Origin of the sequence: Hymenobacter sp. (assembly GCF_035709525.1) — a bacterium.
Classification (GTDB): Bacteria; Bacteroidota; Bacteroidia; order Cytophagales; family Hymenobacteraceae; genus Hymenobacter.
In genome coordinates this window covers 73186-96847 of the sequence record NZ_DASTEP010000207.1, presented here as the reverse complement: position 1 = coordinate 96847, position 23662 = coordinate 73186, and the positions used below count along the sequence as shown (strand labels likewise).

The 23662-nt window shown below is 62.8% G+C and carries 17 protein-coding genes; 4 read left to right on the top strand and 13 right to left on the bottom strand.

From position 1 onward, the window contains the following. Positions 1 to 68: 68 nt before the first annotated feature. From VFO93_RS18325 to VFO93_RS18315, 3 genes are all read right to left on the bottom strand, one after another. Positions 69 to 866, bottom strand: coding sequence for a J domain-containing protein (locus tag VFO93_RS18325; protein WP_325135837.1), 798 nt, complete (start codon positions 864 to 866; stop codon positions 69 to 71). A gap of 263 nt (positions 867 to 1129) precedes the next feature. After that, positions 1130 to 1711 carry a hypothetical protein gene (locus VFO93_RS18320; RefSeq protein ID WP_325135836.1) on the bottom strand — a complete coding sequence of 194 codons (582 nt, stop codon included), beginning with the start codon at positions 1709 to 1711 and terminating at the stop codon, positions 1130 to 1132. Between the two features lie 42 nt (positions 1712 to 1753). Beyond that, entirely contained in the window at positions 1754 to 2545 is a 792-nt protein-coding gene (locus tag VFO93_RS18315; protein ID WP_325135835.1) for an ATP-binding protein, read from the bottom strand. Positions 2546 to 2728: 183 nt separating this feature from the next. On the opposite strand from VFO93_RS18315, the gene VFO93_RS18310 reads away from it, so the two are divergent. Continuing rightward, a complete protein-coding gene (locus tag VFO93_RS18310) occupies positions 2729 to 3079 on the top strand; it encodes a hypothetical protein (RefSeq protein WP_325135834.1) in 351 nt (116 codons plus the stop codon). Between the two features lie 572 nt (positions 3080 to 3651). Here the strand turns inward: VFO93_RS18310 and VFO93_RS18305 are convergent. The 10 genes from VFO93_RS18305 to VFO93_RS18260 all read right to left on the bottom strand — a co-directional run bounded on the left by VFO93_RS18305 (position 3652) and on the right by VFO93_RS18260 (position 16708). Beyond that, the gene (locus VFO93_RS18305; protein WP_325135833.1) at positions 3652 to 3876 is read right to left on the bottom strand and encodes a hypothetical protein; all 225 of its coding nucleotides are present in this window, start codon (positions 3874 to 3876) and stop codon (positions 3652 to 3654) included. A 17-nt stretch (positions 3877 to 3893) separates the two neighbouring features. Further along, positions 3894 to 4328, bottom strand: coding sequence for a hypothetical protein (locus VFO93_RS18300; RefSeq protein WP_325135832.1), 435 nt, complete (start codon positions 4326 to 4328; stop codon positions 3894 to 3896). A gap of 33 nt (positions 4329 to 4361) precedes the next feature. Next, positions 4362 to 6653 carry a GH92 family glycosyl hydrolase gene (locus VFO93_RS18295; RefSeq protein ID WP_325135831.1) on the bottom strand — a complete coding sequence of 764 codons (2292 nt, stop codon included), beginning with the start codon at positions 6651 to 6653 and terminating at the stop codon, positions 4362 to 4364. Positions 6654 to 6839: 186 nt separating this feature from the next. After that, positions 6840 to 7394 (bottom strand): HdeD family acid-resistance protein, encoded by a 555-nt coding sequence (locus tag VFO93_RS18290; RefSeq protein ID WP_325135830.1) that lies wholly within the window; start codon positions 7392 to 7394, stop codon positions 6840 to 6842. An 89-nt stretch (positions 7395 to 7483) separates the two neighbouring features. Then, positions 7484 to 8224, bottom strand: a complete 741-nt coding sequence (locus VFO93_RS18285) for an SDR family NAD(P)-dependent oxidoreductase (protein WP_325135829.1) — start codon at positions 8222 to 8224, stop codon at positions 7484 to 7486. Between the two features lie 105 nt (positions 8225 to 8329). Beyond that, the gene (locus VFO93_RS18280; protein WP_325135828.1) at positions 8330 to 9649 is read right to left on the bottom strand and encodes a family 1 glycosylhydrolase; all 1320 of its coding nucleotides are present in this window, start codon (positions 9647 to 9649) and stop codon (positions 8330 to 8332) included. A 219-nt stretch (positions 9650 to 9868) separates the two neighbouring features. Further along, positions 9869 to 11230 carry an MFS transporter gene (locus VFO93_RS18275; RefSeq protein ID WP_325135827.1) on the bottom strand — a complete coding sequence of 454 codons (1362 nt, stop codon included), beginning with the start codon at positions 11228 to 11230 and terminating at the stop codon, positions 9869 to 9871. Between the two features lie 151 nt (positions 11231 to 11381). Next, positions 11382 to 12965 carry an ABC transporter permease/substrate-binding protein gene (locus tag VFO93_RS18270; protein ID WP_325135826.1) on the bottom strand — a complete coding sequence of 528 codons (1584 nt, stop codon included), beginning with the start codon at positions 12963 to 12965 and terminating at the stop codon, positions 11382 to 11384. Positions 12966 to 13090: 125 nt separating this feature from the next. Then, entirely contained in the window at positions 13091 to 14077 is a 987-nt protein-coding gene (locus VFO93_RS18265) for an ABC transporter ATP-binding protein (RefSeq protein ID WP_325135825.1), read from the bottom strand. Between the two features lie 231 nt (positions 14078 to 14308). Beyond that, positions 14309 to 16708, bottom strand: coding sequence for a T9SS type A sorting domain-containing protein (locus VFO93_RS18260; protein WP_325135824.1), 2400 nt, complete (start codon positions 16706 to 16708; stop codon positions 14309 to 14311). 276 nt (positions 16709 to 16984) lie between these two features. On the opposite strand from VFO93_RS18260, the gene VFO93_RS18255 reads away from it, so the two are divergent. The 3 genes from VFO93_RS18255 to VFO93_RS18245 all read left to right on the top strand — a co-directional run bounded on the left by VFO93_RS18255 (position 16985) and on the right by VFO93_RS18245 (position 23527). Then, complete coding sequence (locus tag VFO93_RS18255; protein WP_325135823.1) at positions 16985 to 20206, top strand: tetratricopeptide repeat protein; 3222 nt, start codon at positions 16985 to 16987, stop codon at positions 20204 to 20206. Between the two features lie 50 nt (positions 20207 to 20256). Beyond that, a complete protein-coding gene (locus VFO93_RS18250) occupies positions 20257 to 22065 on the top strand; it encodes a hypothetical protein (RefSeq protein ID WP_325135822.1) in 1809 nt (602 codons plus the stop codon). A 124-nt stretch (positions 22066 to 22189) separates the two neighbouring features. Further along, on the top strand, positions 22190 to 23527 hold the full coding sequence (locus VFO93_RS18245; RefSeq protein WP_325135821.1) for an SPOR domain-containing protein: 1338 nt from the start codon (positions 22190 to 22192) through the stop codon (positions 23525 to 23527). Positions 23528 to 23662 lie beyond the last annotated feature (135 nt).

Sequence of the window (23662 nt, the reverse complement as noted above, 5' to 3'; positions counted from 1 at the left end):
GACGCGAACTACAAAGTTCGCGCTACGGCGTGCTGCTACTGCGGCGCTGCCACTGTTTGCGGCGCTAGTTATGCCAACTGCGCTTGCAGGCGGGCGCGCTCGGTCAGCAGGGCGGCGCGGTTGGTGGCCAGGTAGTGGGCGCGCGCGGCCTCATCGGCCTGGGCGAGGGCCAGCGCCTCGCTGGCGCGCAATTCGGCGAGCTCGCGCAGCAGGGCGGCGTGGGTGGCGGTCAGGGCATCGCGGCGGGCTTGCAGCCGCGCCAGCGAGCTGGGGGCGGCTTCGGGTGCGAAGAAGCCGCGCCGTAAATCGAGCAGCTGGGCCTGGAGGGCGGCCGCGTCCTGGCGCTGGTAGGCGCTGAGCACCTGCTGAAACGCGGTGGTGGCGGCGGCCTTTTGGGCGTCGGCCACGCGGTCGGGGTGGCAGAGCTGGGCGGCTTCGCGGTAGAGCTTTTTGAGGGTGGCGCGACCGGCGTCGTCGAGGGCGAAGGTGTGGGCGGCCGTGGCCTGGGCCTGCTCGTGGGCGTGGGCCTGCTGCTGGTAGCGCTGCTGGGCGCGCTGGTACTCGCTTTCGGCATAGGCCGAGGCGTGGCGCTGGTGGCGGGCTGCATCGCGGCGCAGGGCCAGCACCTCTTGCAGCAGCTCGCCCAGCTCGCGCTGGTGCCAGAGCTCAAAGGCCGTGAGCAGGCGGCCGGCCTCGGCGCGCTCGGCTTCCAGGGCTAGCAGCTCGGCTTCGAGGCGGCGGATTTCGAGCTGAAAGGCGGCCAGCTGCGGGTTTTCCCACACGCGCACCTGGGCGTGGGCGGCCACGAAGGCGTGCAGCAGTGCGGTGGCCTCGGCGTAGCGGTGGGCGCGCAGGGCGGCGAGCACGGCGGCCAGGCGCGGTCGGGGAGGGGCTCGGCGGCGAGGCGGTCGAGGTGCTTGGGCAGGTCTTCGGTTTCGTGCAGCGTCAGCAGCGACTGAATGACGGCCAGGCGCTTGAGCACGCGCTGCACGGTGGGGTCGGCGGCGGGGGCCTCGGGCTGCCCGGTGAGGCGGGCAAACTCGCGCAGAAAGTGCCGGGCCAGCTCGGCATCGCCGGTGATGAGCACCAGGTTTTCCTCGTTGTGGTGAGTACTCCTAGAAGTATTATCCTACTTACTTGAAGCTTCAGCTATGGAAGAAGCTTCAATTGAGTAATATAAAGCGATATCAATATTGGATATGACTTTTCTGAGCAATGAACTTTGTCTAGTGTCTCTATCAGAGTCAAATGCTTTTGCTGCTTCAGAAATTACAAAGTCCTTGTTCTTGAGGATAAATGGTTTAGATAGATTTGATAAAGCTTCTAAAATTTGAGTTAAATATAAATTGTAAACTTCTGCTGAAATAGGAGTTGTTCTCAATAAGGTATTGAATAAGATAGTTCTAGCTATCTTTTGTTCAACATTTTTTGCGGTCAAGTGAAGGGCGTTCTTAACTTCCTTGACTAATCTATCAAAATCCTCTCCATCTTGGTAATGATGTTTGATATTAGTAAGAAGAGTTCCAAGCTGATGACTTTGAGGGCTTTTTAACCTGACTAATAAACTTGTTTTCGTAGTCTTAGAAATTTCTTTGCCTTCTATTTTCTGAATAAATTGAATGGCTTGGCTAACGGTCATGCTAGCAGTACTTATAAAGAAAAATGCAGGGGCATATTGGCTTTGATGCAATAATATCTGCTCTAGCATCATCTCAGGATGGTCACAGGTTCCGCTGAAGAAGGACTTATAGATTTATGTTTCTTTAGTTAAAGTAGGAACAGGTACTTCAATAAATTTTTCAGATTCTTCAAGCTCAAATTCTATTTCACCCTTGAGCGTATAAGCCGGTGCGCCTTCTGCATCAATAAGTTTCCCCTCTCTAATTATATTTAAACTTTTTAACGTTTCAGGGCTTAGGATAAGTTTTGCGTTTGTATTAGTATCAAGTTCTACTTCTCCATTTTCTGTGTTCAAAAGAGCAACTTTTTCCGGTCCTATTTTAGCTATTCTATACATCGAATCCATAGTAGCAGTTAACCTTTTCTGAATTTCTTCACTGATTATCATGCGCAAGTCAGCAGCCTCAATTCTTGCTGTCTGAGCTGAATAACGAAAGTATATCTCACCTCTCACCAAATCACTAGAATTTATCTTTACTATAACTGGCTTACTTGTAGCTTCAGATACATACAAAAAACCTACTACTTTAGATAATATCTTTCCTGTGAAGAAGAAATAGTCTAAATTTCCATCAAGTCCTTGGCGTATTGCTGATGAAAAGTATTTGTTATCTAGGTTTTCTTGAGTAGATTTAATGCCTATTATTTCTCGTGTGTTGTTTTCAATGCCAAATATCATTAATCCGCCCTTGTTATTGGCTAAGCCCGATATTGTAGTTAAGTATTGTTTGTCAATTTCATCAGATTTAGTATGTAGGCTTTTTTTGAATTCCAGTAATGAGTTTTCCTCCCACGATGTTTTGAGTGTGTCTTGGGTAAGGTCTATAGAAGCTTTAAAGCTTTCAAGTATTTCAAATTGATTCATAAAAGGACTTTGTCTTAGTTGCTAAAGAAGATTTTTAATCAGAGCCCAATCGTTCCTTATGCACGGTGGAGTAGGGTGGTGGTGGCGGGCAGGTGGGCGGGCGTTTGGTCGGGGTTCATGGCTGCAAGTATACAAGTATAACTGAGAAGCTGCACCTTATGAGCGTACACCTACTTTTGCCCGATGCACCTGAACACGTATGTTACGCACCAAGGCCAACGCTACGAAATCTATTGGACGACGCAGGCCGCGCAGCACGTTTTGGAAAACTACGTGGCCGACCTGGCTGGCGGGGTGCATCAGAGGCTCGACCACCGCACGGTAGCGCAGTTGTTGCGGCGGGCGCGTTACGTTATTCCGGTCAGCAGTGACCCGCGCCCGTATTACCACGTTTTTCTCACTGGCCGGGCCGGGCGCGTGTATGAAACGTATGTGTACCTGGTGCCCGAACTGGACGGCCGCCCGGCTCGTTGTGTGGCAGTAACTTGCTACCTTAGCAAAAAGCAGATTTACCGGCAATTATTCGCTAACTAACTGGTCTTAGCTATGTCTACAGTCAAAACGCCTGCCCAGCCTGCCGGCCAAGCCGCGTCACCGAAAGCACGACCCGTTCGCAAGCCAGCCTGGCAAGCAGCTTTCCCGACCAAAAAAGCCTACGATGAATCGGTTGCCAGTGTGGTGGCCCGCATCAAAAGCGGCGAGGTGCAGCCGCGGGTGCCGGACGAAGCCGTAGTAGGTTTAGCACACGCTGATTTCTCATACGAGGGAGAAGATAGGTGTTCTACACACCTGCTTCTTTGAAGCCCTGACCGAGCCACCGGCCAGGGTTTCGTCTTTTTCAAGACCGCCAAAAGCGGCGAGGTGCAGCCGCGCGAGCCCGACGAAGAATAGCCATCGCAACCAGCGCAATAGCCGGTGGCAGGGTTGCCAGGATAACCAAAGAAGCCTCAGCGACTAACTGAGGCTTCTGGCTTGAAAGGTGGGCGGCGCTACGCTTGGGACGGGGTAGGTGTTAGCACGAGCTGCACGCGCATGTTGAGGGCCTCAAACACGCGGCGCAGGGTGGCGAGCGTCACGTTGGACGGGTTGCGTTCGAGCTTGCTGATTTAGGATTTTTGCACGCCGAGGCGCTGGCCTAGCTCGTCCTGGGTGAGGTGGTGGCGCAGGCGGTACTCGCGGATGGACTTCGGCAACAGCCCCAGCGTTATCCGGTCTTCGTATTTGGTACGCTCCGGGGTGCCAGGAGCGCCGAATAGCTTGTCTTCGAGGTCGTTGAAGGAGACGAGCGACAGGGGCGGGGCGGCAGGCTGGATTGGTTCAGCAGGAGACATATAAGTTGGGTTGTTGCCTAACTGTGAGAGGTCTTGATGTAAACAACCTGGGTTTCTTCGTCAATCCAGACGGTGCCGTAATCAGCATTTTCGTCTTGTGGAATCTGGTAGAGTAGCCCCCGCCGAATACCTGCTGGCTGAAACCAGGACGGCTGTTCGCCAAATAACATTGGCTGGGAGCAGCGAGTCGGTTTGGTTGCGGCCAGTGCGGGGGATTTCAGTAGCCATCGCTGAATGTCGGCATCTGATGCCGTGAACGTAACCCAGTAGCTACGAGCGAATAAATTGCCCTCGGTAGCTGCCTCAATGTGGTGTGCCTGCGCGGGAAGAGCCGCTAAATGGCCAGTAGCCAGCGCGCTAGCCAATCGTTTGCGCTTCATCTCAGCGGGATAGTTGAGTATGGCAACTACCAACACCACTACGTAAATGAGTAGATACAGGAGCCTTTTCATGCTGGGAAATGATGCCTGAAAGCTAAGGTAGCCCTACTTTTTCGCCGGCCGGCTCCCCATCACAAACTCCAGCGTGCCGCCCTGCCGCACCGCCTGCACCGGCAGAAAGGGCCTCGCCAGCAGCTTGCCATTCAGGCGGGCCGACTGCACGTAGACGTTCTTATCACTCTGGTTTTTAACGGTGATTACAAATGTCTTACCTTCGCCAACCTGCACCGTAGCGCCGTGCACGGCCGGGCTACCCAGGGCGTACTCGCCCGAGGCGGGGGCCACGGGGTAGAAGCCCAGCGCCGAGAAGATGTACCAAGCCGACATCTGGCCGCAGTCGTCGTTGCCGCCGAGGCCGTCGGGGCCCTGATGATACATCTTGTTCAGTATCATGCGGATGCGGGGCTGGGTTTTGTAGGGCTGGTCGGTCCAGTTGTAGAGGTAGGCGGCGTGGTGGGCAGGCTCGTTGCCGTGCACGTAGTTGCCGATGATGCCGTCGCGGGTGATGTCCTCGGTTTCGGCGAAGAACTTGTCGGGTAGGTTCATCGTGAACAGCGAGTCGAGGTGCGGCACGAAGCGGGCGTTGCCGCCCATTTTGGCGATGAGGCCGGCGGGGTCGTGGGGCACGTAGAGGCTGTAATTCCAGGCGTTGCCCTCGATGTATCCGGGGTCGCTGGTGGTCAGCACGTCAAACTTTGGGCGGAACGAGCCGTCGGCCAAGCGCGGGCGCATGAAGCCGATGCGGGCGTCGTACACGTTCCGCCAGTTTTGGGCGCGCTGGCGAAACTCCTTCTCAATGTCGGCTAGGCCCAGCTTCTGGGCGGCCTGCGCGATGCAGTAGTCGTCGAAGGCGTATTCCAGCGTTTTCGATACCGAGGCCCCGCTCTTATCCTCGGGCACGTAGCCCTTGTCGATGTACAGGCCCAGGCCGTCGTACCAGCGCTGGCGGGCGGTGGTCACGCAGGCATCGAGGGCGTGGTTTTGGTCGAAGGGGGCGTTGCCGAGCACGATGGCATCGCACACCACGGGCACCGAGTGGTAGCCTATCATGCACCAGTTTTCGTTGGCGTAGTGGCTCCACACGGGCAGCATGTGCTCGGCGCTCTGGTCGAAGTGGGCGAGCATACTCTGGGCCATATCGGCGTTGCGGCGGGGCTGCACGAGGTTGTAGAGCGGGTGCAGCGCGCGGTAGGTATCCCAGAGCGAGAAGGTTGTGTAGTTGGTGAAACCCTGGGCTACGTGGTTGTTCTGGTCGAGCCCGCGGTACTGCCCGTCGGTGTCCTGGTAGGTAGTCACGCCGGTGAAGGCGTGATACATGGCTGTGTAGAAATTCTCTTTATCGACCCGGCGCGGTGAGCTGATGGTGATTTTACTCAATTCCTGTTGCCACTGCGCCTGGCCCTTCTGCTTGTAGTCGGTGAAGTTCCAGCCCGACGCTTCGGCGCGCAGGTTGGCGAGCGCGCCGGCCGTGCTCACGGGCGAGAGAGCCATTTTTAGCTTGACTTTATCGCCAGCCTGCATCGCCCCGAAGTCGAAATGCAGTCGCAATTGGTGGGCGGCAAGGTCGGGCCAGTTGTGGTTTTGGTCGAAGCGGCCCCAGAAGCCCCGGTAGGGCTGCTTCTGGTCGTAGTTTTTGCTGCCGTAGCTTTTGAAGGGGCGCGAGAAGCTGAGCGCGAAATACACCGTGCGAGTGCGGCCCCAGCCGTTGGTTTGGCGGTAGCCGGTCACGAGCGAGTCGTTTTCGACCCGCACGAAGGTCCAGGTATTTTTGCCGGGGTAGTTGTAAATCCCGGCCATCAAATCGAGGATAATGTGCGACTCGGCGGCCTGCGGAAACGTGTACTGGTGCACGCCCACGCGGGTGGTGGCCGTCAGCTCGGCCAGAATATCGTTATCGGCCAGCCGCACCTTGTAGTAGGCCGGCTCGGCCACCTCCGTGGCGTGCGAGTAGGCCGAGCGGTAGCCGCTCAGCGGCCGGTCGGCCGTACCGGGGTTGAGCTGCAACGGCCCGGTGGTGGGCATCACCAGAAAATCGCCCAAATCGGAGTGCCCCGTGCCGCTGAAGTGCGTGTGGCTGAAGCCCACGATGGTGGGGTCTTTGTACTGATACCCCGCGCAATAGCTGTAGATGTCGGGGTTGTACTTCCCGTTTTGCTCGTAGCTGATGGTATCGGTATCGGGCGAGAGCTGCACCGCCCCGAAGGGCACCGTGGCGCCAGGGTAGGTGTGGCCCATGCGGGCGGTACCCACCAGCGGGTGGGCGTACTGTACCAGGTTTTCAACCTGGGCGCTAGCGGCGAAGGGCAGGAGTAGGGCGGCGAGGAGCAGAGGCTTCATGCCGCCAAAGTAACCGGGGCCGGGCTAAAGGCTGCCGCGCTGCCTGTCTTTTTGGGTTTCTGGTTCCTGGTTTCTGGTTGCTCGTTAGGTGGCGTCTGGAAACCAGAAACCAGAAACCAGAAACCAGAAACCAGAAACCAGAAACCAGAAACCAGAAACCAGAAACCAGAAACCAGAAACCACCCACTACGCCGCGCTGCGCAGCCGCAGCCCCAGCATGACGGCGGCCACGCCCAGCACCAGTAGCCCCAGCGCCAGCCAAGTCGTAACGCCTACTACTCCGATAACCGGATTAGCCAATACCAGCAAGGCCAGTACCACGCCCAGCAAGCCCAGCGCCAGGTTCCAGCCCCAGCGGCGGTAGCCCAGGCGGCGCAGCGAAAACGCATTGGCCACCGTGGAGCCGCTGCGCAGTAGCAGCCAGAAGCCGATGACGAACGCCAGCGTGCCCGCCGCCGCTACCGGCTGGCTCAGCAGGTACACGCCAAACAGGATTTCGGCCAACCCCAGAGCCAGCAGCCAGCCCCAGCCTTGCAGGCGCGCCCGGTTGCTGACGGCGAAGATGGTATTGGCCACGCCATTAAATAGAATGAGGGCGGCGAAGTAGAGCGTCAGCCCCAGAAAGGCCGCGCCGGGGCTGTTGAGCACCCAGATGCCCAGCCCAAACAGCCCGAGGCCGGCCAGCACGTACACCCACCAGTTGGCGGCGGCCGAGCGGAGCGGAGAAGAAGAGGTTTGCATAAAAGCAGGGGGAAATATGATTTCCGCCTGCTTACGGTTGAGCTATACTGCAGGTTATGCGGCGGGGCAAGGATGCCCCCGGCCCCGGCCTACAGGTTATCGAGCCGGCCGCCATCTACGCGCACCTCGGCGCCCTGCACAAACTGCGCATCGTCGGAGGCCAGGTAGGCGATGGTAGCGGCCACGTCCTCGGGCTTGCCCACGTCGTTGGGGTTAATCTTCTCCACGCCCGATTTCACGTTGGGGTTGTCCCAGAGCATGGGCGTGTCGATGGCTCCCGGCAGCACAGCATTGATGCGCAGGCCCTTGGGCTTGCCCTCGATGGCGGCCGAGCGCGTGAGCGAGAGCACGGCCGCTTTGGCCGCGGCGTAGGGCGCTACCAGCGCCTCCGTCTCCACGGCGTGGATGCTGGCTACGTTCACTACCGTGCCGCCCGGCTTCATGTGCAGGAAAGCCTGCTTGGTGAAGTAAAACGCGCCCAGCAAATCCACGCTCAGAATGCGGTTCCAGTCGTCGCCCGTGAGCTGCTCGAGGGGCTTGAACTGCATGAGGCCGGCGTTGTTCACTACCACATCGAGGCGGCCGAACTGCGCCAGCGCGCCCTGCACGGTGGCGACTACCTGGTTTTCGTCGGCCACGTTGCACACGCTGGCCCACACGGCGGGCGCGCCGGCCTGCTGCACCTGTGGCACCGCCGCATCGAGGGCGGCCTGGTTGATGTCGGCCAGCACGAGGCGGGCGCCCTCGCTGGCCAGGCGCTTGGCAATGGCCAGGCCGATGCCGGCGGCCCCGCCCGTTACGATGGCGACTTTATCCTGGAAACGCAGCATGGTGAGTTTTGAGTTAGGAGTTTTGGGTTTTGAGTTGGGGACGGCGGACGATAAGTCAGAAGTGCCAACTCAACACTCAAAACTCCTAACTCAAAACTGTCCACTTCAGTGGACTTCGGGCTGAGCGGCGTTCATGGCCTTGGTATCGGGGTCGCGGTGCACGCGGCGGGCCCTGGTGCGCTGGGCCAGGGCCCAGGGCTCGTCGGCGTCGTGCGGCATCACCAGCGGAATTTGCAGGCAGGCGCTCTGGGCGGGCAGCACCTGCCGCCAATCCTCAATGAGCTGCTTGTAGGCCGTGCCCACGGGGCGGATGTTGCGGTCGAGGTCGTAAAGACCCAGCGGGTTCACGTTGCCGTGGTTTTCGCGCAGGGCCGTGTCCCAGTCCACTTGGTCGGTGAGCGAGTACCAGGTAAAGCCGATGATAGGCACCCCGTCGTTGCGCACGCGTAGCACGTTGGCCCACTCCTTCCAGAGCCACAGCACGGCCTCGTCGCCGTTAGGGCCCTGCCAGAGGTTGGTTTCGGTGTGCATCACGGGTAGCTGGTAGCGGTCGTGGTATTGGGTGGTAATGACGTGGTAGCCAAAAACCTCGCCCGAAGCCAGGGTGCTGCCATCGGCCCGCACGCGGTGCTCGTTGGTGCGGTAGTAGTCGTTGCCCATGATGCACTGGTGCTTGAGGTTCTGGCCTAAAAAGAAGTGGTACTCCTCGCGGGTCATGCCATTGTCGAGCAGGTACTCATACATCTCCGAGTCCACCCGCCGCCCGTAATTCAGGTCGAGCGACAAGAACCGCTTGGCATTCATCAGCTCGGCAGGCTTGATGGCAGCGGGGTTTTCGGCGTGGAAGTACTCGCTGCTCTCGCTCTGGATAAAGAGCGCGTCGGGCCGCACTTCCAGGATGCGCTGCATGGCCAGCACGTTGCCCTTTACGATGTTTTTGAGGGCCGTCACGAAGGCTTTATCGCTGCTCAGCTGCTCGTTCCACCAGCCATACAAGGCCGAAAACTCGGCGCAGATGTACATCTCGTTGATGGGCGTATAAAGCTGCACCCACGGGAAGCGCTCGGCAAAGGCCCGGCAGTAGTCGGCAAAGAGCGCCGCAAACTCCAGGTTCTGAAAATTGCCCAGCCAGTCGGGCACCCCAAAGTGGCACAGGTCCACGATGGGCATGATGTTGCGCCGCCGCAAGTCCTGAAACGTTTCGTCGGCAAAGCTCCAGTCGTACTTGCCCACCCCAAGCCAGGTGGTGTGGATAGGGGGGCCGTAGCGCAAAAACCGGATGCCCAACTCCTGCACCAGGTCAAAATCCTTTTGCCAGAACTGGTAGTGCCGGCATTTGTCCATCTCATCCACGCGGGTGCGGCCGTTGTCGATGGTGGGGTTGGAGTTTTCGATGCCGGTAGCGAAAAGAAACTGAGCGTCCATGCGGGTGAAAAAATGTAGGGTAAGCTTTAGCTTGCCACACGCAAGCCCCCGGAAAAAACGGCCGGGCCCCCGCCGGCCAACGTGGGCACGCAAGCAAGCCCCACCCCATGAAAAAGCCGGGAAGCGGACGCCCGCCTACGCGCGCGGCTGCTTCCCGGCTTTAACGCAAAAAGCTGCGCCGTGGCTGCCGGGCCCGCCGCCTGGCTGGCAAGCTAAAGCTTACCGCACATCCTTGGCCGTTTTGTAAAAGCGGGCCCCGTACAAAAACACCACCACGTAGCAGACGATGGGCAGGTAGTAGGCGTGGGCCACGCTGGCATTGGCCACCGGCCCCATCACGAAGCGCGGAAACAGCGCGGCCCCCACCACGCCCATTACGATGAACGACGAAGCCAACTGCTTGTGCCGGCCCAGGTCTTTGAGCCCCAGGCTGTAGATGGTGGGGAACATGATGCTGAAAAAGAAGTTGAGCCCAATGAGGGCCCCAAACGACACCCAGCCCGCGTGCTGCGCCACCACCACGCACAAACTCATGTTGCAGAGCGCGGCCGCCGCCAGCAGCTTGTTGGGCGCGATGAAGCGCATGAGGTAGGTACCCAGAAAGCGCCCCACCATCATGCACACCAGGCTGAGCGAGAAGAAATACGCCGCTACCTCGCCCACCAGGTGCGGCAGGCCCGGGGCCAGCGCCACGGTGCGCTCCAGCAAAGTGCCCACCTGCCAGAAGCCGTGGATGGCCTCGCCCGGCTTCAGGGCCATGTAGTCGGTGCCGTAGTTGATGAAGTAGGCCCAGGTGCCGCCCTGCGCCGCCGTGTTGAAGAGCTGCGCCACGCAGGCCCACACAAAATTGGGGTGGTCGAACAAGCCCTTCTCCGTGCCGGGGGCGGCCAGCGCCGGGGCAGCGGTAGCCGCCGCAGCGGCAGCCGGGTGCTCGTCGAAGAGCGGGGGCACCTTCACGAAGGCAAACAGCAGCCCGATGCTGCCCACCACCGTGCCGATGATGGTATAAAGCGTTTTCACCGACGTGAGGTCGCCCGCCGCGTGGGTGCCGCGTAGCACGAAGTAGCCGCCGATGAGCGGCCCCGACACCGCGCCAATGCCATTGATGGCGTGCGAAAACGTGATGCGCTGGTCGGAGCTGGCCGGGTCGCCGAGGCCATCCAGAAAGGGGTGCGCCACCGCCTCCAGCGTGCCCAGGCCGCAGGCCAGCACAAACAAAGCCCCCAGCAACAAGGTGAAAGAAGCCGCGTTGGCAGCCGGAATCATAAGAAAGGCCCCGGCCGCGTACAGCCCTAAGCCCAGAATAACGCCCTTCTGGTAGCCGAAGCGCTTCATAAACCAGCCGGCCGGCAGGCCCATGATAAAATACGCCCCGAAAGTGGCGGCCTGCACGTAGGCCGAGTTGGCCTTGCTCACGTGCAGCACCTGCTGCACGTGCTTGTTGAGCACGTCGGCCATCGTCACGCCCAGGCCCCAGAGCATAAACAGCGACACCACGAAGATGAACGTGAGCACGTAGCGCCGCTCGGTGAACGGGGCGTGGGTAGTGGGCGGGGAAACCGTAGTAGCAGGAGGGGGCATAGCCAGGAAAAGCAGGGTGCCCCGGCCGAAGTGCCGGGCGCAGTTCAGGCTTTAACTCCGGTTCAGGTTTTTAGTTGGGGAGGTTACACAGAGCGGCGGTACCCTGCTGGCGATGGTGCCGCCGCTTACCGCCGCGCCACACCTTGCGGCCCTACTTCGCCAAGTACCGCCCCAGGTCCGAAATCGTGCGGATGCCCAGCGCCTCGGCCTGCGCCTCACGCATGAGCAGGCAGTAGGCATTGTTGAAGCCCAGCGGGGCCCCCCAAGCCAGGCCGTAGCGCCGCCCAAACTCGCGCTGCACGTACTGGTACACCGCACCGGGCCGCCCCCCAAGCGAGTCGAGCGCCGCTGCCGAGGGCTGAAGCAGCACCTGCAAGCCCGTGCCCGTGTACTCGGGGTACATATCGACGCCGCCCCCGCGCAGGGCCTCAAAGCAAATAGTAGTGCCGCCCAGCCCCGTCTTGGTGGCCACCGCCAAATCGGTGCGGCTGCGAATGAGGGCCGCGAATAGCTCTACCAGCACGTATTGCTCGCCAAAAATCTTGCCCCCGAGCTGCACCACCGGCGCGCCGGCCCGGGCCGGGCGCTCGGGGCGTAGCAGCCCCCGGCGGCGCAGCCACGCCAACGCCACGGCGCGGGGCGTGCGGTGCAAGATGTCGACCTGGTAGTTGAGGTTAGTCATGGCCGAGTCGGGCAGTTGTCCGGCCAGCAAACCCAGCACCGGCCCCAGCTCGGGGTGGGCGCGCAGCACCTCGGGGCGCAGCACCAAGGCGCAGTAGTAGGGAGGCAGGGCGTGGCGGTCGTCGCGCAGCACGCGCAGGCCGTAGGCCCGGATGCGGGCATCGGTGCTGTAGCCATCGATTACCTCCACCCGGCCATCGCGCAGGGCCTCGTACACGAGGGCGGGGGCCAGCACGCCGTGCGGCAGCCGGCCCAGGCCGTAGGTGCGGGTGAGGCCCGGCAGGCAGTCGGCCCGCCCGATAAACTCGGGGCTGAACGCCGCGTGCAGCGTGGGCTGCCCGGCCGCCGCGCTCAGCCACTGCGGCAGCCAGTAGCCGGCCGCCAGCAGGGGCAGCGCCGCCAGCAGCCCCAGCCCCACGGCGCGCAGGCGGCGGGCCGAGAGCTTCTCCAGCGCGCCCAGCCCCGCATCGAAGGCCAGCGCCAGCGCGGCCGACGGGATGGCCCCGGCCAGTATCATCACCGGATTATTGAGCGAAATACCCTCAAAAATGAACTCGCCCAACCCACCCGCCGCCACGTAGGCCGCCAGCGTGGCCACGCCCACGTTGATGACCGCAGCCGTGCGGATACCCGCCATCAGTACGGGTAGCGCCAGCGGCAGTTCGACTTTTAGCAGCAGCTGCCCCTCGGTGAAGCCCAGTCCGCGCGCGGCCTCTACCACGGCCGGCGGCACCCCCGCAATGCCGGCTACGGTATTGCGGATGATGGGTAGCAGCGAATACAGCAGCAGCGCCACCAGCGCCGGCCGCGCCCCAATGCCGAGTAGCGGAATTAAAAAGCCCAGCAGCGCCAGGCTGGGCACGGTCTGGAGCACGCCGGCCGCCCCCAGCACCAGCCCGCGCCAGCGTGGGTGCCGCGTGAGCCACACGCCCAGCGGCACGCCCACGCCCACGCCCAGCAGCAGGGCGCTGGCCACCAAGCGCAGGTGCTGCCCGGTTTGCTGGGCAAGCTGCGCGGCGTGCGCGTGCCAAAAAGTGAAAAGGTCGGAGAGCATAAGGTCTGGAGTAAGTTTCGCGCAGTGTTTCGGGGTGTTAAAGCGCAGTGTTCCGCAGTGATAAACTATTCAGACACTGCGAAACCCTGCGGTTTAACGCCCCGAAACACTGCGCGAAATAAAAATCAAGCAACCGCCAGCACCCGCCCAAACGCCGCCAGCAGCTGCGGCAGCGTGAGGGCCACGAGCGAGCCATCGGCCAAGGCCACTACCAGCGTGCCGGGCGCTTGCGATGGGGCTTCTATTTCAAGTAAGCTATCGAGGGCCTCCTGCACGCTGGCCGCCAGCGGCAGCCCCGGCGGAGCATCGGCGGTGGCGGGCGGGGTTTCCCAAAAAGGCTGCATATCGGCCAGCGTGAGCACGCGCAATTGCAAGGCCAGCCGCTCGGCCTCAAAAAAGCTTTGCACAAAGGCGCTGGCCGGCCGCAGCAGCAGCTCGCGGGGCGGGCCGAGCTGCGCGATTTTGCCATTGTTAAGGAGCAGAATGCGGTCGGCCAGCTCGAAGGCTTCCTGCACGTCGTGGGTCACGAGCACCACGGTTTTGCGGCGCAGCTCGTCGAGCTCCCGAAAATCGCGCCGCACCGCCGCCCGCGTGATGGGGTCGAGCGCCCCAAAAGGCTCATCCAATAAAATAACGGGCGGGTCGGCGGCCAGCGCCCGCGCCAGCCCCACGCGCTGCTGCTGCCCGCCCGACAGCTGCGCGGGCAACATAGCCCCAAAGCGGGCGGCCGGCAAGTGCAGGCGGTCTAACAAAGCAGTAGTGCGGGCAACCGTGGCGGCGGCTGGCTGGCCCAGCAGGCCGGGCACGAGGCCCACATTCTGGGCCACGGTGAGGTGCGGCAGCAGCCCCACTTGCTGAATGACGTAGCCGATGCCCCGGCGCAGCTCCTCGGGCCGCTGCTGGCGCACGTCGCGGCCGTTGAGCTCGATGGTGCCGCCATCGGGCTCGATGAGGCGGTTTAGCGTTTTGAGCAGGGTAGTCTTGCCGCAGCCGCTGGGGCCGAGCAGCACCAGCGTTTCGCCCTGGGCTACTTCAAAGGAGATGTCATCGACCACCACCTGCGCCCCGAAGCGCTTGGTGAGGTGCGACACGCGAATAACGGGGCTGGGCAAAGCGGGAGGAAGCAAGCGGGAGCAGGAGGCAGCGGCCGCCGCCAAGATACGGCGGGGGCCGGGCGGGGCAGCTGTTTGATACCCGAATGAAAAGACCTTTCAGTCCTGCCTTGGCAGCAGTGAGCTAAACAGTATGCTGCCGCAGGATAACGGGCGCAGGCCAGAAATTCAAAAGCCCCAACCACGCAAGCGGTTGGGGCCAGTAGGGACGGTGCTGAGGTGGCGCGGCTACTATTCCACTACTAGGCGCTGGGTGCCGGTAGTGTGGCCGGCGGTAGCCTGTAGCAGGTACAAGCCCGGGGCGATGCCGTCGAGCTTTAGCTCGGCCGTGGCGGTGGTGCGTAGCAGCCGGCCCATCGCATCGAAGAGGCGCACGGCTACCGGCCCGGCCGGCAGGCCCCGCACCTGCACCTGGCCGTGGGCGGGGTTGGGGGCCAACTGCCAGGTAGCAGCAGGCGCGGAAGCGGCAGTAGCCAGCGCCGTTCCCCCGTTGGCAATAAAAACAGGCGACAGGTAATAAACCGGGAGTCCTAATTGTCCCGACTGGTTGTCGCCCCATATCCATAGGGTACCATCAGCTTGAATGCCAGCCGCGTGCGAGCTGCTGGCCGTGATGCTGAGCCAGGTAGTACCTGGGCTGATAGGCACGGGCGTAAGCTGATTGGCAAAGCTGCCACTACCCACTGCCTGGCCCCAGCCCCAGCCCCAGAGCGAGCCATCGGTGCGGATAGCCAGCGTGAAGGCCCCACCAGCGGCTACCTGCTGCCAGTTGGTAGCCATGCCTACCCGCACGGGCGTAAGCTGGGCAGTGGTGGTGCCGAGGCCCAGCTGCCCCGCATCATTATTGCCCCACGCCCAGAGCGAGCCATCGGCTCGGATGGCTACCGAGTGAGAGGTGCCGACGGCGCTACGCCGCCAGTTGGCCGCCGTGCCTACCTGCACGGGGGTAGTTTGGTTGTTGCTGAGCGTGCCAATGCCCAACTGGCCGCTCTGGTTGGTGCCCCAGGCCCAGAGCGTGCCATCGGCGCGCACGGCCAGCACGTGAAAATTGGCGGCTACGTCCTGGTAGTGGGCAGTACCCAGGCGCAGGGGGGCGGCGATAGTAAAGCTGGGGGGTGGCATGCCTAACCCAAGCTGCAAGCCAGCGCCCCACCCCCAGAGTGAACTGTCGACGCTGATGGCCAGCGTGGTGTAGTGGCCAGCCGCTACTTGCTGCCAGTCGGTGGTTGCGTTGGTCGGCGTTGGCGTGAGCTGGCTGGTTGTCGTGCCCGTACCCAGTTGCCCAAAATAATTATTGCCCCAGGCCCGCAGGCCTCCGCTGGTGCTCTGCGCTACGGTGTGCTGGTAGCCGGCGGCCACGCGCTGCCAGGTAGTGGCCGTGCCTACCTGCCCGCGCCCCACCTGCACGGTGGTGGTGCCATTGCCCAGCTGGCCACCTTGGTTGTCGCCCCAGGTCCAGAGGGTGCCATCGGCGCGCACGGCAGCGGTAAAATAGTTGCCGGCCGATACGCTGCGCCAGGTAGTGGGGAGCGCTACCTGCATGGGCACAAACTGCGCGCCGCCGCCGTTGCCGAGCTGGTCGATGGTATTGGCACCCCAGCCCCAGAGCTTATTGTCGTTGTCCAGGGCCAGGGTATAATCGGGGCCGGCCAGCACCTGCTGCCAGTTGGTGCCGGTGCCCACCTGGGTGGGCGCGCTACGGCCGGTGGTAGTGCCATCGCCGAGCTGGCCGTATTGGTTGCTGCCCCAGGCCCAGAGGGTGCCATCGGCGCGAATGGCCGCTGAGTGGTTGGTAGTAGTCGAAATGCTACGCCACGTGCCCGTGCCTATCTGCACCGGCGTCGTGCGGGCCGTAGCAGTGCCATCGCCGAGCTGCCCCGCGCCATTACTGCCCCAGGCCCAAAGGGTGCCATCCTGCCGCAGTGCCAGGGTGTGAAGCAGGACCGCTGCCGCGCGCTGCCAGGTAAAAGCCGTGCCCACCTGCACGGGCGCGGGTACGACGGTGCCGGTAGTGCCCAGGCCCAGCAGCCCGTAGCTGTAGCTATTCTCGCCCCAGGCCCAGAGCGAGCCATCCTGCCGCACGGCTACCGTGTGATATACGTTGGTGCTGACGCTACGCCAAGTAATGCTGCTGCCTACCTGCACCGGCGCAAGCTGATTGGTGGTGGTGCCCACGCCGAGCTGGCCGTTGGTGTTCATGCCCCAGGCCCAAAGGGTGCCATCCTGCCGCAGCCCAAGCGCGTGGTAGGGGCCCATGCTAATGCTTTGCCAGGTAGCGCTGCCAATCTGCGTCGGAGTTGGCAGATTGGTAGTGGTGCCAGTACCCAGCATACCATGCGTATTGGTGCCCCAACCCCAGAGCGTCCCATTGGCTTGCAACGCCAGCGTAGCGAAGTTGTTCATAACGACGTGCTGCCAGGTGGTGGCCGGGCTCACCTGGGCAGGCAGCGCCTGGTTGAGTTGGCTGCCCAGCCCCAGTTGACCCGCCTGGTTGAGGCCCCAGCCCCAGAGCGTGCCATCGGGATGAATGCACAGCGCGGAGGTGCTGCCAGCCGCCAGGCGCTGGGCCCGCGCCGGCCCGGCCACCCCAACCAAGAGCCAGAAGGCTAGCCAAAGAGTAGAAGTTTTCATACGATAAACCGCGAAATGATGCCAGCCAGGAGAGTCCCAAGGTAGGGCGCGCCAGCCGGTAAAACCAAAAAAGCAGTTATTTAACTATTCCGCTCAAAGTCCATGCGCGGGCCACAGTAGTGTTCGGCTGGCGGTCCCCGTGTACCAAACCATCTCTTAGCCCCGTTCTACCGCCCCCACGCCGCTACCGCGCATTTTCTCGTTACTTTTGACCGCGTGCGGCTCGGTGGCCCGGTTTTGGGGCCGCAATCCGCGCGTCTTTGCCGCGTCTTTTCCATGAAGCACCTCCCCCGGCTCGCGCTGGCGGCTGGCCTGGCGGCCCCGCTCGCGCTGGCTTCTGCCCCCGCCCACGCCCAGCAAACCCTAACCTTCGTCGGCGCCGAGCGCTACTACCAGGAGGGGCTCGACCTCTTCGACCGCCAGCAGTACGGCGCGGCCCAGCAGGCTATGCAGCAGTACATGCGCGAGGCCGCCCAGCGGGCTGGCGAGCAAAATGGCCCCGCCGCCATCGCCGGCCGCCAGGAGCGCCTGGCCGATGCCGAGTACTACTACGCCGTGAGCGGCCTCTACCTGCTGCACCCCGATGCCGAGGGCCTCATCCTCGACTTTGCGCAGCACCACCCGGCCCACCCCCGGGCCGCCGTGGCGTACTTCGAGCTGGCCAAGTTTTACTTCGACCAAAGCAACTACGCCCAGGCCAGCGCCTACTTCCAGAAGGTGGCCCCCGCCAACCTCAGCGAGGCGCAGCGCGCCGAGTCGGACTTCAAGCTCGGCTACAGCCAGTTCCAGCTGAAAGAGTACGACCAGGCGCGCATTCTCTTCGACCGCAACAAGCAGGTGCGCGGCCCCTTCCAGGCCCCGAGCGCCTACTACGCCGGCTACCTCGCCTACCAGGCCGCCGACTACGGCCCCGCCCGCCAGGACCTCTTGGCCGCCGGCCAGAGCGACGCCTATCGCCAGGTGGTGCCGCTGCTCATCACCCAGACCTATTATAAGGAAGGCAACTACGACGGCCTCATCCAGTACGCCAGCGCGGCGCTGAAAGAGTCGCCCCAGAGCCCCGACGAAATCAGCCTGCTCGTGGGCGATGCCTACTACCAGAAGCAGGACTACCAGGCGGCCAGCCCGTACTTCGACCAGTACGCCGCCGCCCACCCCGGCAAGCTAGCGCCCGATTTGCAGTACAAAATCGGCTACGCCGACTACAAGCAGGGCGACTACAAGAACGCCATTGCCAACCTGCGCGCCGTGGCTTCCCGCCGTGACACCCTGGGCCAAAACGCGGCCTACCACCTCGGCCTAAGCTACCTCCAGGCCGGCCAGAAGCCGCAGGCGCTGACCGCCTTCGACGCCGCCCGCCAGAGCCCGATTGACAAGGCCATTGCCGAGCAGGCCACCCTGAAATACGCGCAGGTGCAGTACGAGCTGGGCAATCTGCCCGACGTAATCGCGGCGCTCAAGGACTTCCGCAAGAAGTATCCGCGCTCGAAAAGCCAGCCCGTGGCCGACCAGCTGCTGAGCGACAGCTTTTTGGCCTCGACCGACTACGCCGCCGCGCTCACCTACCTCGAAAGCGTGGGCGACGAGCGGGGCGAAAAACTCAACGGCACCTACCAGCGCATTGCCTACGCCCAGGCCGCCACGCTCTACAACAACGGCCAGTACGCCGAGGCGCTGCCGCTGCTCGACAAGAGCCTGAAATACCCGCAGGACGACGCCCTGCGCGCCGCCGCGCAGGTGCTGCGGGGCGAAATTTACTCCGTGGGCCAGCAGTACCCCGACGCCATCAATGCCTACGCCGCCGCCGCCCGCACCGCCCGCGAGGGCGGCGTGGCCGCCGACGAAACGCAGTACGTGCAGCTGGCCCGCTACGGCCTCGGCTACGCCTACTACAACACCAAGCAGTACGACAAGGCCCAGCCCCAGTTCAAGGCCTACCTCGCTGACCCCGCCGCCAAGCCCAGCGACCCCAATTACTACGACACCACCCTGCGCCTGGGCGACACCTACTACGTGGCCAAGGACTACCAGAGTGCGCTGGCGCAGTACGACAAAGTCATTCAGGCCAACGCCCCCGACAAGGACTACGCCTACTACCAGAAGGGCGTGACGCTGGGCTTGCTGGGCCGCAAGGACGAGGCCGCCACCACGCTTTCTACTTTGCTGAAAGCCAGCCCCAACTCGCGCTACGCCGAGCAGGCGGTTTTTCAGCAGGCGCAGCTCGATTTTCAGGCCGGCGAGTACGGCCCGGCGGCCGAGGGTTTTTCGCGGCTTATCCAGAACCGGCCAACCTCGCCCTTGCTGCCCGATGCCTACCAGCGCCGCGGCGTGGCCTACGCCAACCTCGACCAGCAGGACAAGGCCGTAGCTGATTTTCGCAAGGTGCTGAGCGACTACCCGCGCAGCGCGGCCGCGCAGCAGGCCATCTACAGCTTGCAGGAAAGCCTCTCGGCCCTGGGCAAAACGGAGGAATTTGACGCGGCCCTGGCCACTTTCAAAACCCAGAATCCCGACAGCAAGGCCACCGAGAGCGTGGAGTTTGAGGCGGCCAAATCGCTATATCTGGCCGAGAAATACAAGCAGGCGCTGCCCCGCCTGCAAGCCTACCTCAAGCAATACCCCGACAACGCGCTGGCCCCCGATGCCCGCTACTATCTCGCCGACGCCTACCTGAAAACCGGCGACAAGGCCACCGCCCTCACCCAGCTGCGGGCCGTGGTGGCCGAAAACAAAAGCGAGCTCGTGAACCGCGCCGTGGGCCGCGTGGCCGACCTGGAGCTCGAAAACAAGAACTACCCCGAGGCCATCAAAAACTACGAGCGCCTGCGCGGGGCCTCTAGCAACCGCCGCGAGGTGGCCACCGCCACTCTGGGTTTGCTGCGCAGCTACTACGACAGCGGCGACTACGCCGCCGCCCGCCGCACCGCCACCGAGCTCAGCACCCTGGCCGGGGCCACCGCCACGGCCACCAACACCGCCCTGCTCTACCTCGGCAAGGCCGACTACCAGCTCGGCAACCTCGACCAGGCCGTGACCGAGTTGCAAGCTACCGTGGCCGCCGCCCCCAGCGATGCCACCGGTGCCGAGGCCCAGTACACGCTGGCCGAAGTGCTTTTCAAACAGCAGAAATACGAGGACGCCATCAAGGAGGCCTTTAAGGTGAATGCCAACTACAGCTCCTACGACCGGTGGCTGGGCCGGGCCTTCCTCTTGCTGGGCGACATCTACACCGCGCAGCGCGACTACTTCCAGGCGCGGGCCACGCTGAACTCGATTATCGAGAATAAATTCCCGGTGGCCGAGATTGTGGAGGCCGCCCGCCAGCGCCTCAACGCCCTGCCCGCCAGCGACGACGAGGCCGCCCCAGCCCCCGAGGCCCCGGCCAAAACCACGCCCGCCAAAGTCAGCGCCCCGGTTAAAACTACCCCGGCAGCGCCGGCCCCGGCCAAAACGCCCGCTCCCAAGGCCGGCGCTCCCAAGGCCGGCACCCGCCCCTAACTTGATTAGCAGCTCTGATGCGTAAAAATAGGATAATGAAACGGTTGGAAGTGAAGAATTCAAGTAAAGATGCAGGCCTGGCCCGGCCGCTGCTGCTGGTGGCTGGCCTGGGCGGGCTGGCTTTTGGCGCGCAGGCGCAGGGCCAGCAGCCGGGCCGGGGCAAGGCGCGGGGCACCATTCAGGATGCCGAGATTGAGATTGTGAAAGACCGGGTGAATACCCTGCCCGAGGCCACGCGCAACTTCGAGAAAATCCGGCTGGCCCCGCCACCCAAGCCCACCCGGCAGGTCACGTACACCTACCCCGATTTCCGGCTGCCCATTACCCGGCTCAACCCCGTGGGGCAGGTGCTCAACATCGCGCCTGACGAGTTGAACCCGCTCACCGGCAACTACCTCAAGCTGGGCGTGGGCAACTACGGCACCGCCTACGGCCGCGCCCACCTGCACTCGACCCGCAACGAAACCTACAGCTACGGCCTCGACCTGCGCCACCAGGGCTCCAGCAGCGGCCCCGTCGATGGCGGCAACTCGGGCACTAGCCAAACCAGCGCCGCCCTCACCGGCGAGTACTACCTGGGCACCGCCGCGGTGGGCGCCGAGCTGGGCTACGGCCGCGAGCGCTACCACTTCTACGGCTACGACAAAACCCGCCTCAGCAGCACGCCCGATAAGCAGGCCATCGAGCAAACCTTTAACCGCTTCAACGCCCGCGCCTTTGCCCGCAACCGCGCCACCGACGCCCCGCTGCAATACGAGGTAGGCGTGGGCTATAAGTTCTGGGAAGACCAGTACACCTCGTCGGAAGGCAACTTCGTGCTCGACGGCAAGGCCGGCTTCGCCCTCAACGAAAGCAGCCGCATTACGCTGCAAGCCGACGCCTCGTTCGTCACCGAAAAGGAGAACTTCGTGCTCGGCCTGCCCTCGGCCGGGGCCACCACCCTGAGCCGCAGCCGCAATTTCGTGCAGGCCACGCCCGCCTACGAACTCACCGGCAAAACCGGCTTTTCGCTCACGCTGGGGGCCACGCTGGGTTATTCGAGCGAGCCCGTGGCCGCCACTACCAGCGGCGGCACTGCGAGCAGCGACCAGCAGCCCAATGGCGTCAGCAAAGGCGTGGTGTACCCCGCCGTGCGAATTGGCTACGCCATTATTCCCGAGAAGCTACAGTTTTACGGCGGCCTGGGCGGGGCCTTGCAGCGCGTGACGCGCTACGACCTGAGCCAGGAAAACCCCTGGCTGAACCTGGGCAGCAGCCAGACCGTGGCCGACGTCCACGCCGGCACTACGGTGTATTTGGGCGTCACGGCCGCGCCCACGGGCGGGCTGGAGCTGGCGTTGCGCGCCACCGCCGGCCGCTCGCGCAACCTCTACTTCTTCCGCAACTCGCTGGCCGATACCACCAAGTTTGACCTCGTGTACGACCAGGAAGCCATCGGCGTGGTCAACGTGCACGGCGAGGCGCTCTACAGCGCCACCGAGCAGGTGCGGGTGGGCGTGAAGGCCGACTACAACTACTACGGCGTCAAGAACCTGGCGCAGGCCTTCGGGCGGCCCACCTTCCTGGGCACGCTCTACGGCACCTTCAAGGCCAGCGACAAGCTGCTGCTGGGCGCAAATTTTTATTACTACTCGCCCAACTACGGCCTGGGATATTCCGTCAATGGCTTCCAGCGCACCCAGCTACCGCGCCAAACCGATGCCGTAATCGACCTCAGCTTGCGGGGCGACTACCGCATTACCCCAAAATTCAGCATCTTTGCACAAGCAAACAACCTCGCCAACCGCCGCTACCAGCGCTACCTGAACTACCAAAGTCAAGGTATCAACGTCATCGGCGGGGCGTCCTACAGCTTTTAGAGTTATGAGTTTTTAGTTTTTAGTTAAGAGTCTGGTCCTTGTTAGCCAGGCTTTTACTCGCAACTAACGCCTCGATGATTTTCCGACTCATAACTCAAACCTAAAAACTCATAACTCCAAAAAAATGACTCTTGCCGACCACCTGCGCCCGCTGCTCCGTGACCACGACTGCGTGATAATTCCGGATTTTGGGGGCCTCGTGGCCGAATACACCTCGGCCAAAGTCCAGCCCGCCGGCCGCCATTTGCTTAGCCCGCCCACCCGGCAGGTCGCCTTCAACCAGGCCCTGACCCGCAACGACGGCCTGCTCGTGGACACCCTGCGCGAGCAACTGGGCCTTTCGGCCGCCGAGGCGCGCGAGCACCTGCGCCAGGCCGTGGCCATGCTGCACTACGAGCTGAAAGCCCAGCAGCGCACCGAGCTGCCGGGTATCGGTGTGTTTCGGCAGCAAGTGGGCCGCGGCTTACAGTTTGAGTACACCGGCACCGAAAACCTGCTGGCCGCCGCCTTCGGCCTGCCCGAGCTCACGGCTCACCCCGTAGCCGTGAGCGACGCCCGCCTGGCCCGCGAGCAGCAGGCCCAACTAGTGCCGCGCTTGCGCTCGGCCGCCAGCCGCGGCCGGGCACCCCTGCGCCAATTAGTGCGCGGTGGGGCCATCGGACTGGCCGCCGGGGTAGTGGCGGGTGCCATCTACCTGCTGTCGTTGCACCCCACGGTGCTGCCGGTGGCCTGGCAGGGCTACGTGCCCCGCTGGGACCAGTCCACGCTGGCCACCGCGCCGCAGCAGGCCGCACTGGTACGCCCCAGCCTGGGTGAGCCCAACGAGTCTACCGTTACCACCACGCCAGCCGCTACGCCCGGCGAGCAGCCGGTAGCCGAGTCGGCTACCGCGCCCACGGCCGCTGCCGAAATTGCGGAAGAAAAGGTTGAAATGCCAACCGTAGTGCTGAAAACCGCGCCCGTAACTCCGGTAGTGGCTGCTCCAGTGAATACTAAAAAAGAAGCTGCTACCCCGGTTGCAGTAGCTACCCCAGCCGCTCCGGTTGTAGTGGCCGCCAAGCTCGCCGCCAGCAAGCCGGTAGTGAGCGTGAAGGACAGCAAAGCTGTGGTAGTAGCCGCCAAGCCCGCCGCCCCGGCCGTGGCTAAGGCTCCCGCCGCTGCTGTGGTAGCCCCGGCCGCCGTAGCCACCGTGGCTGCGCCGACCACTACCACAATTAAAGCGCGCACCGGCCGTTTCTACATCATGGTGGCCGCGTATTCATCGCTGGCCCGCGCTGAGGAAGGCCGCCGCAACCTGGCCCACGCCGGCCGCCCGGCCAAGGTTATTCTGCCCTTCCCCGGCACGCGCTACTACCGCCTCACGGCTGCCGATTTTGCCAGCCGCACCGAGGCGCTGGCCGCTGCCGCCCGCCTGCGCCAAAATCCCAAGTTCGAGCAAGGGATTTCGGTGTTTCCGTATTAAGGTGCTTAGTTGTTGGTGCTTAGTGCTTAGTTGAAAGTGCTTGCTTTGCAGCAATTTATTGTTGGTTCTGAATGCTGAGCAAGAAGAGCTAAGTACTGTAAACCAGGCGCCTTCAACCAAGCACTAAGCACCAAC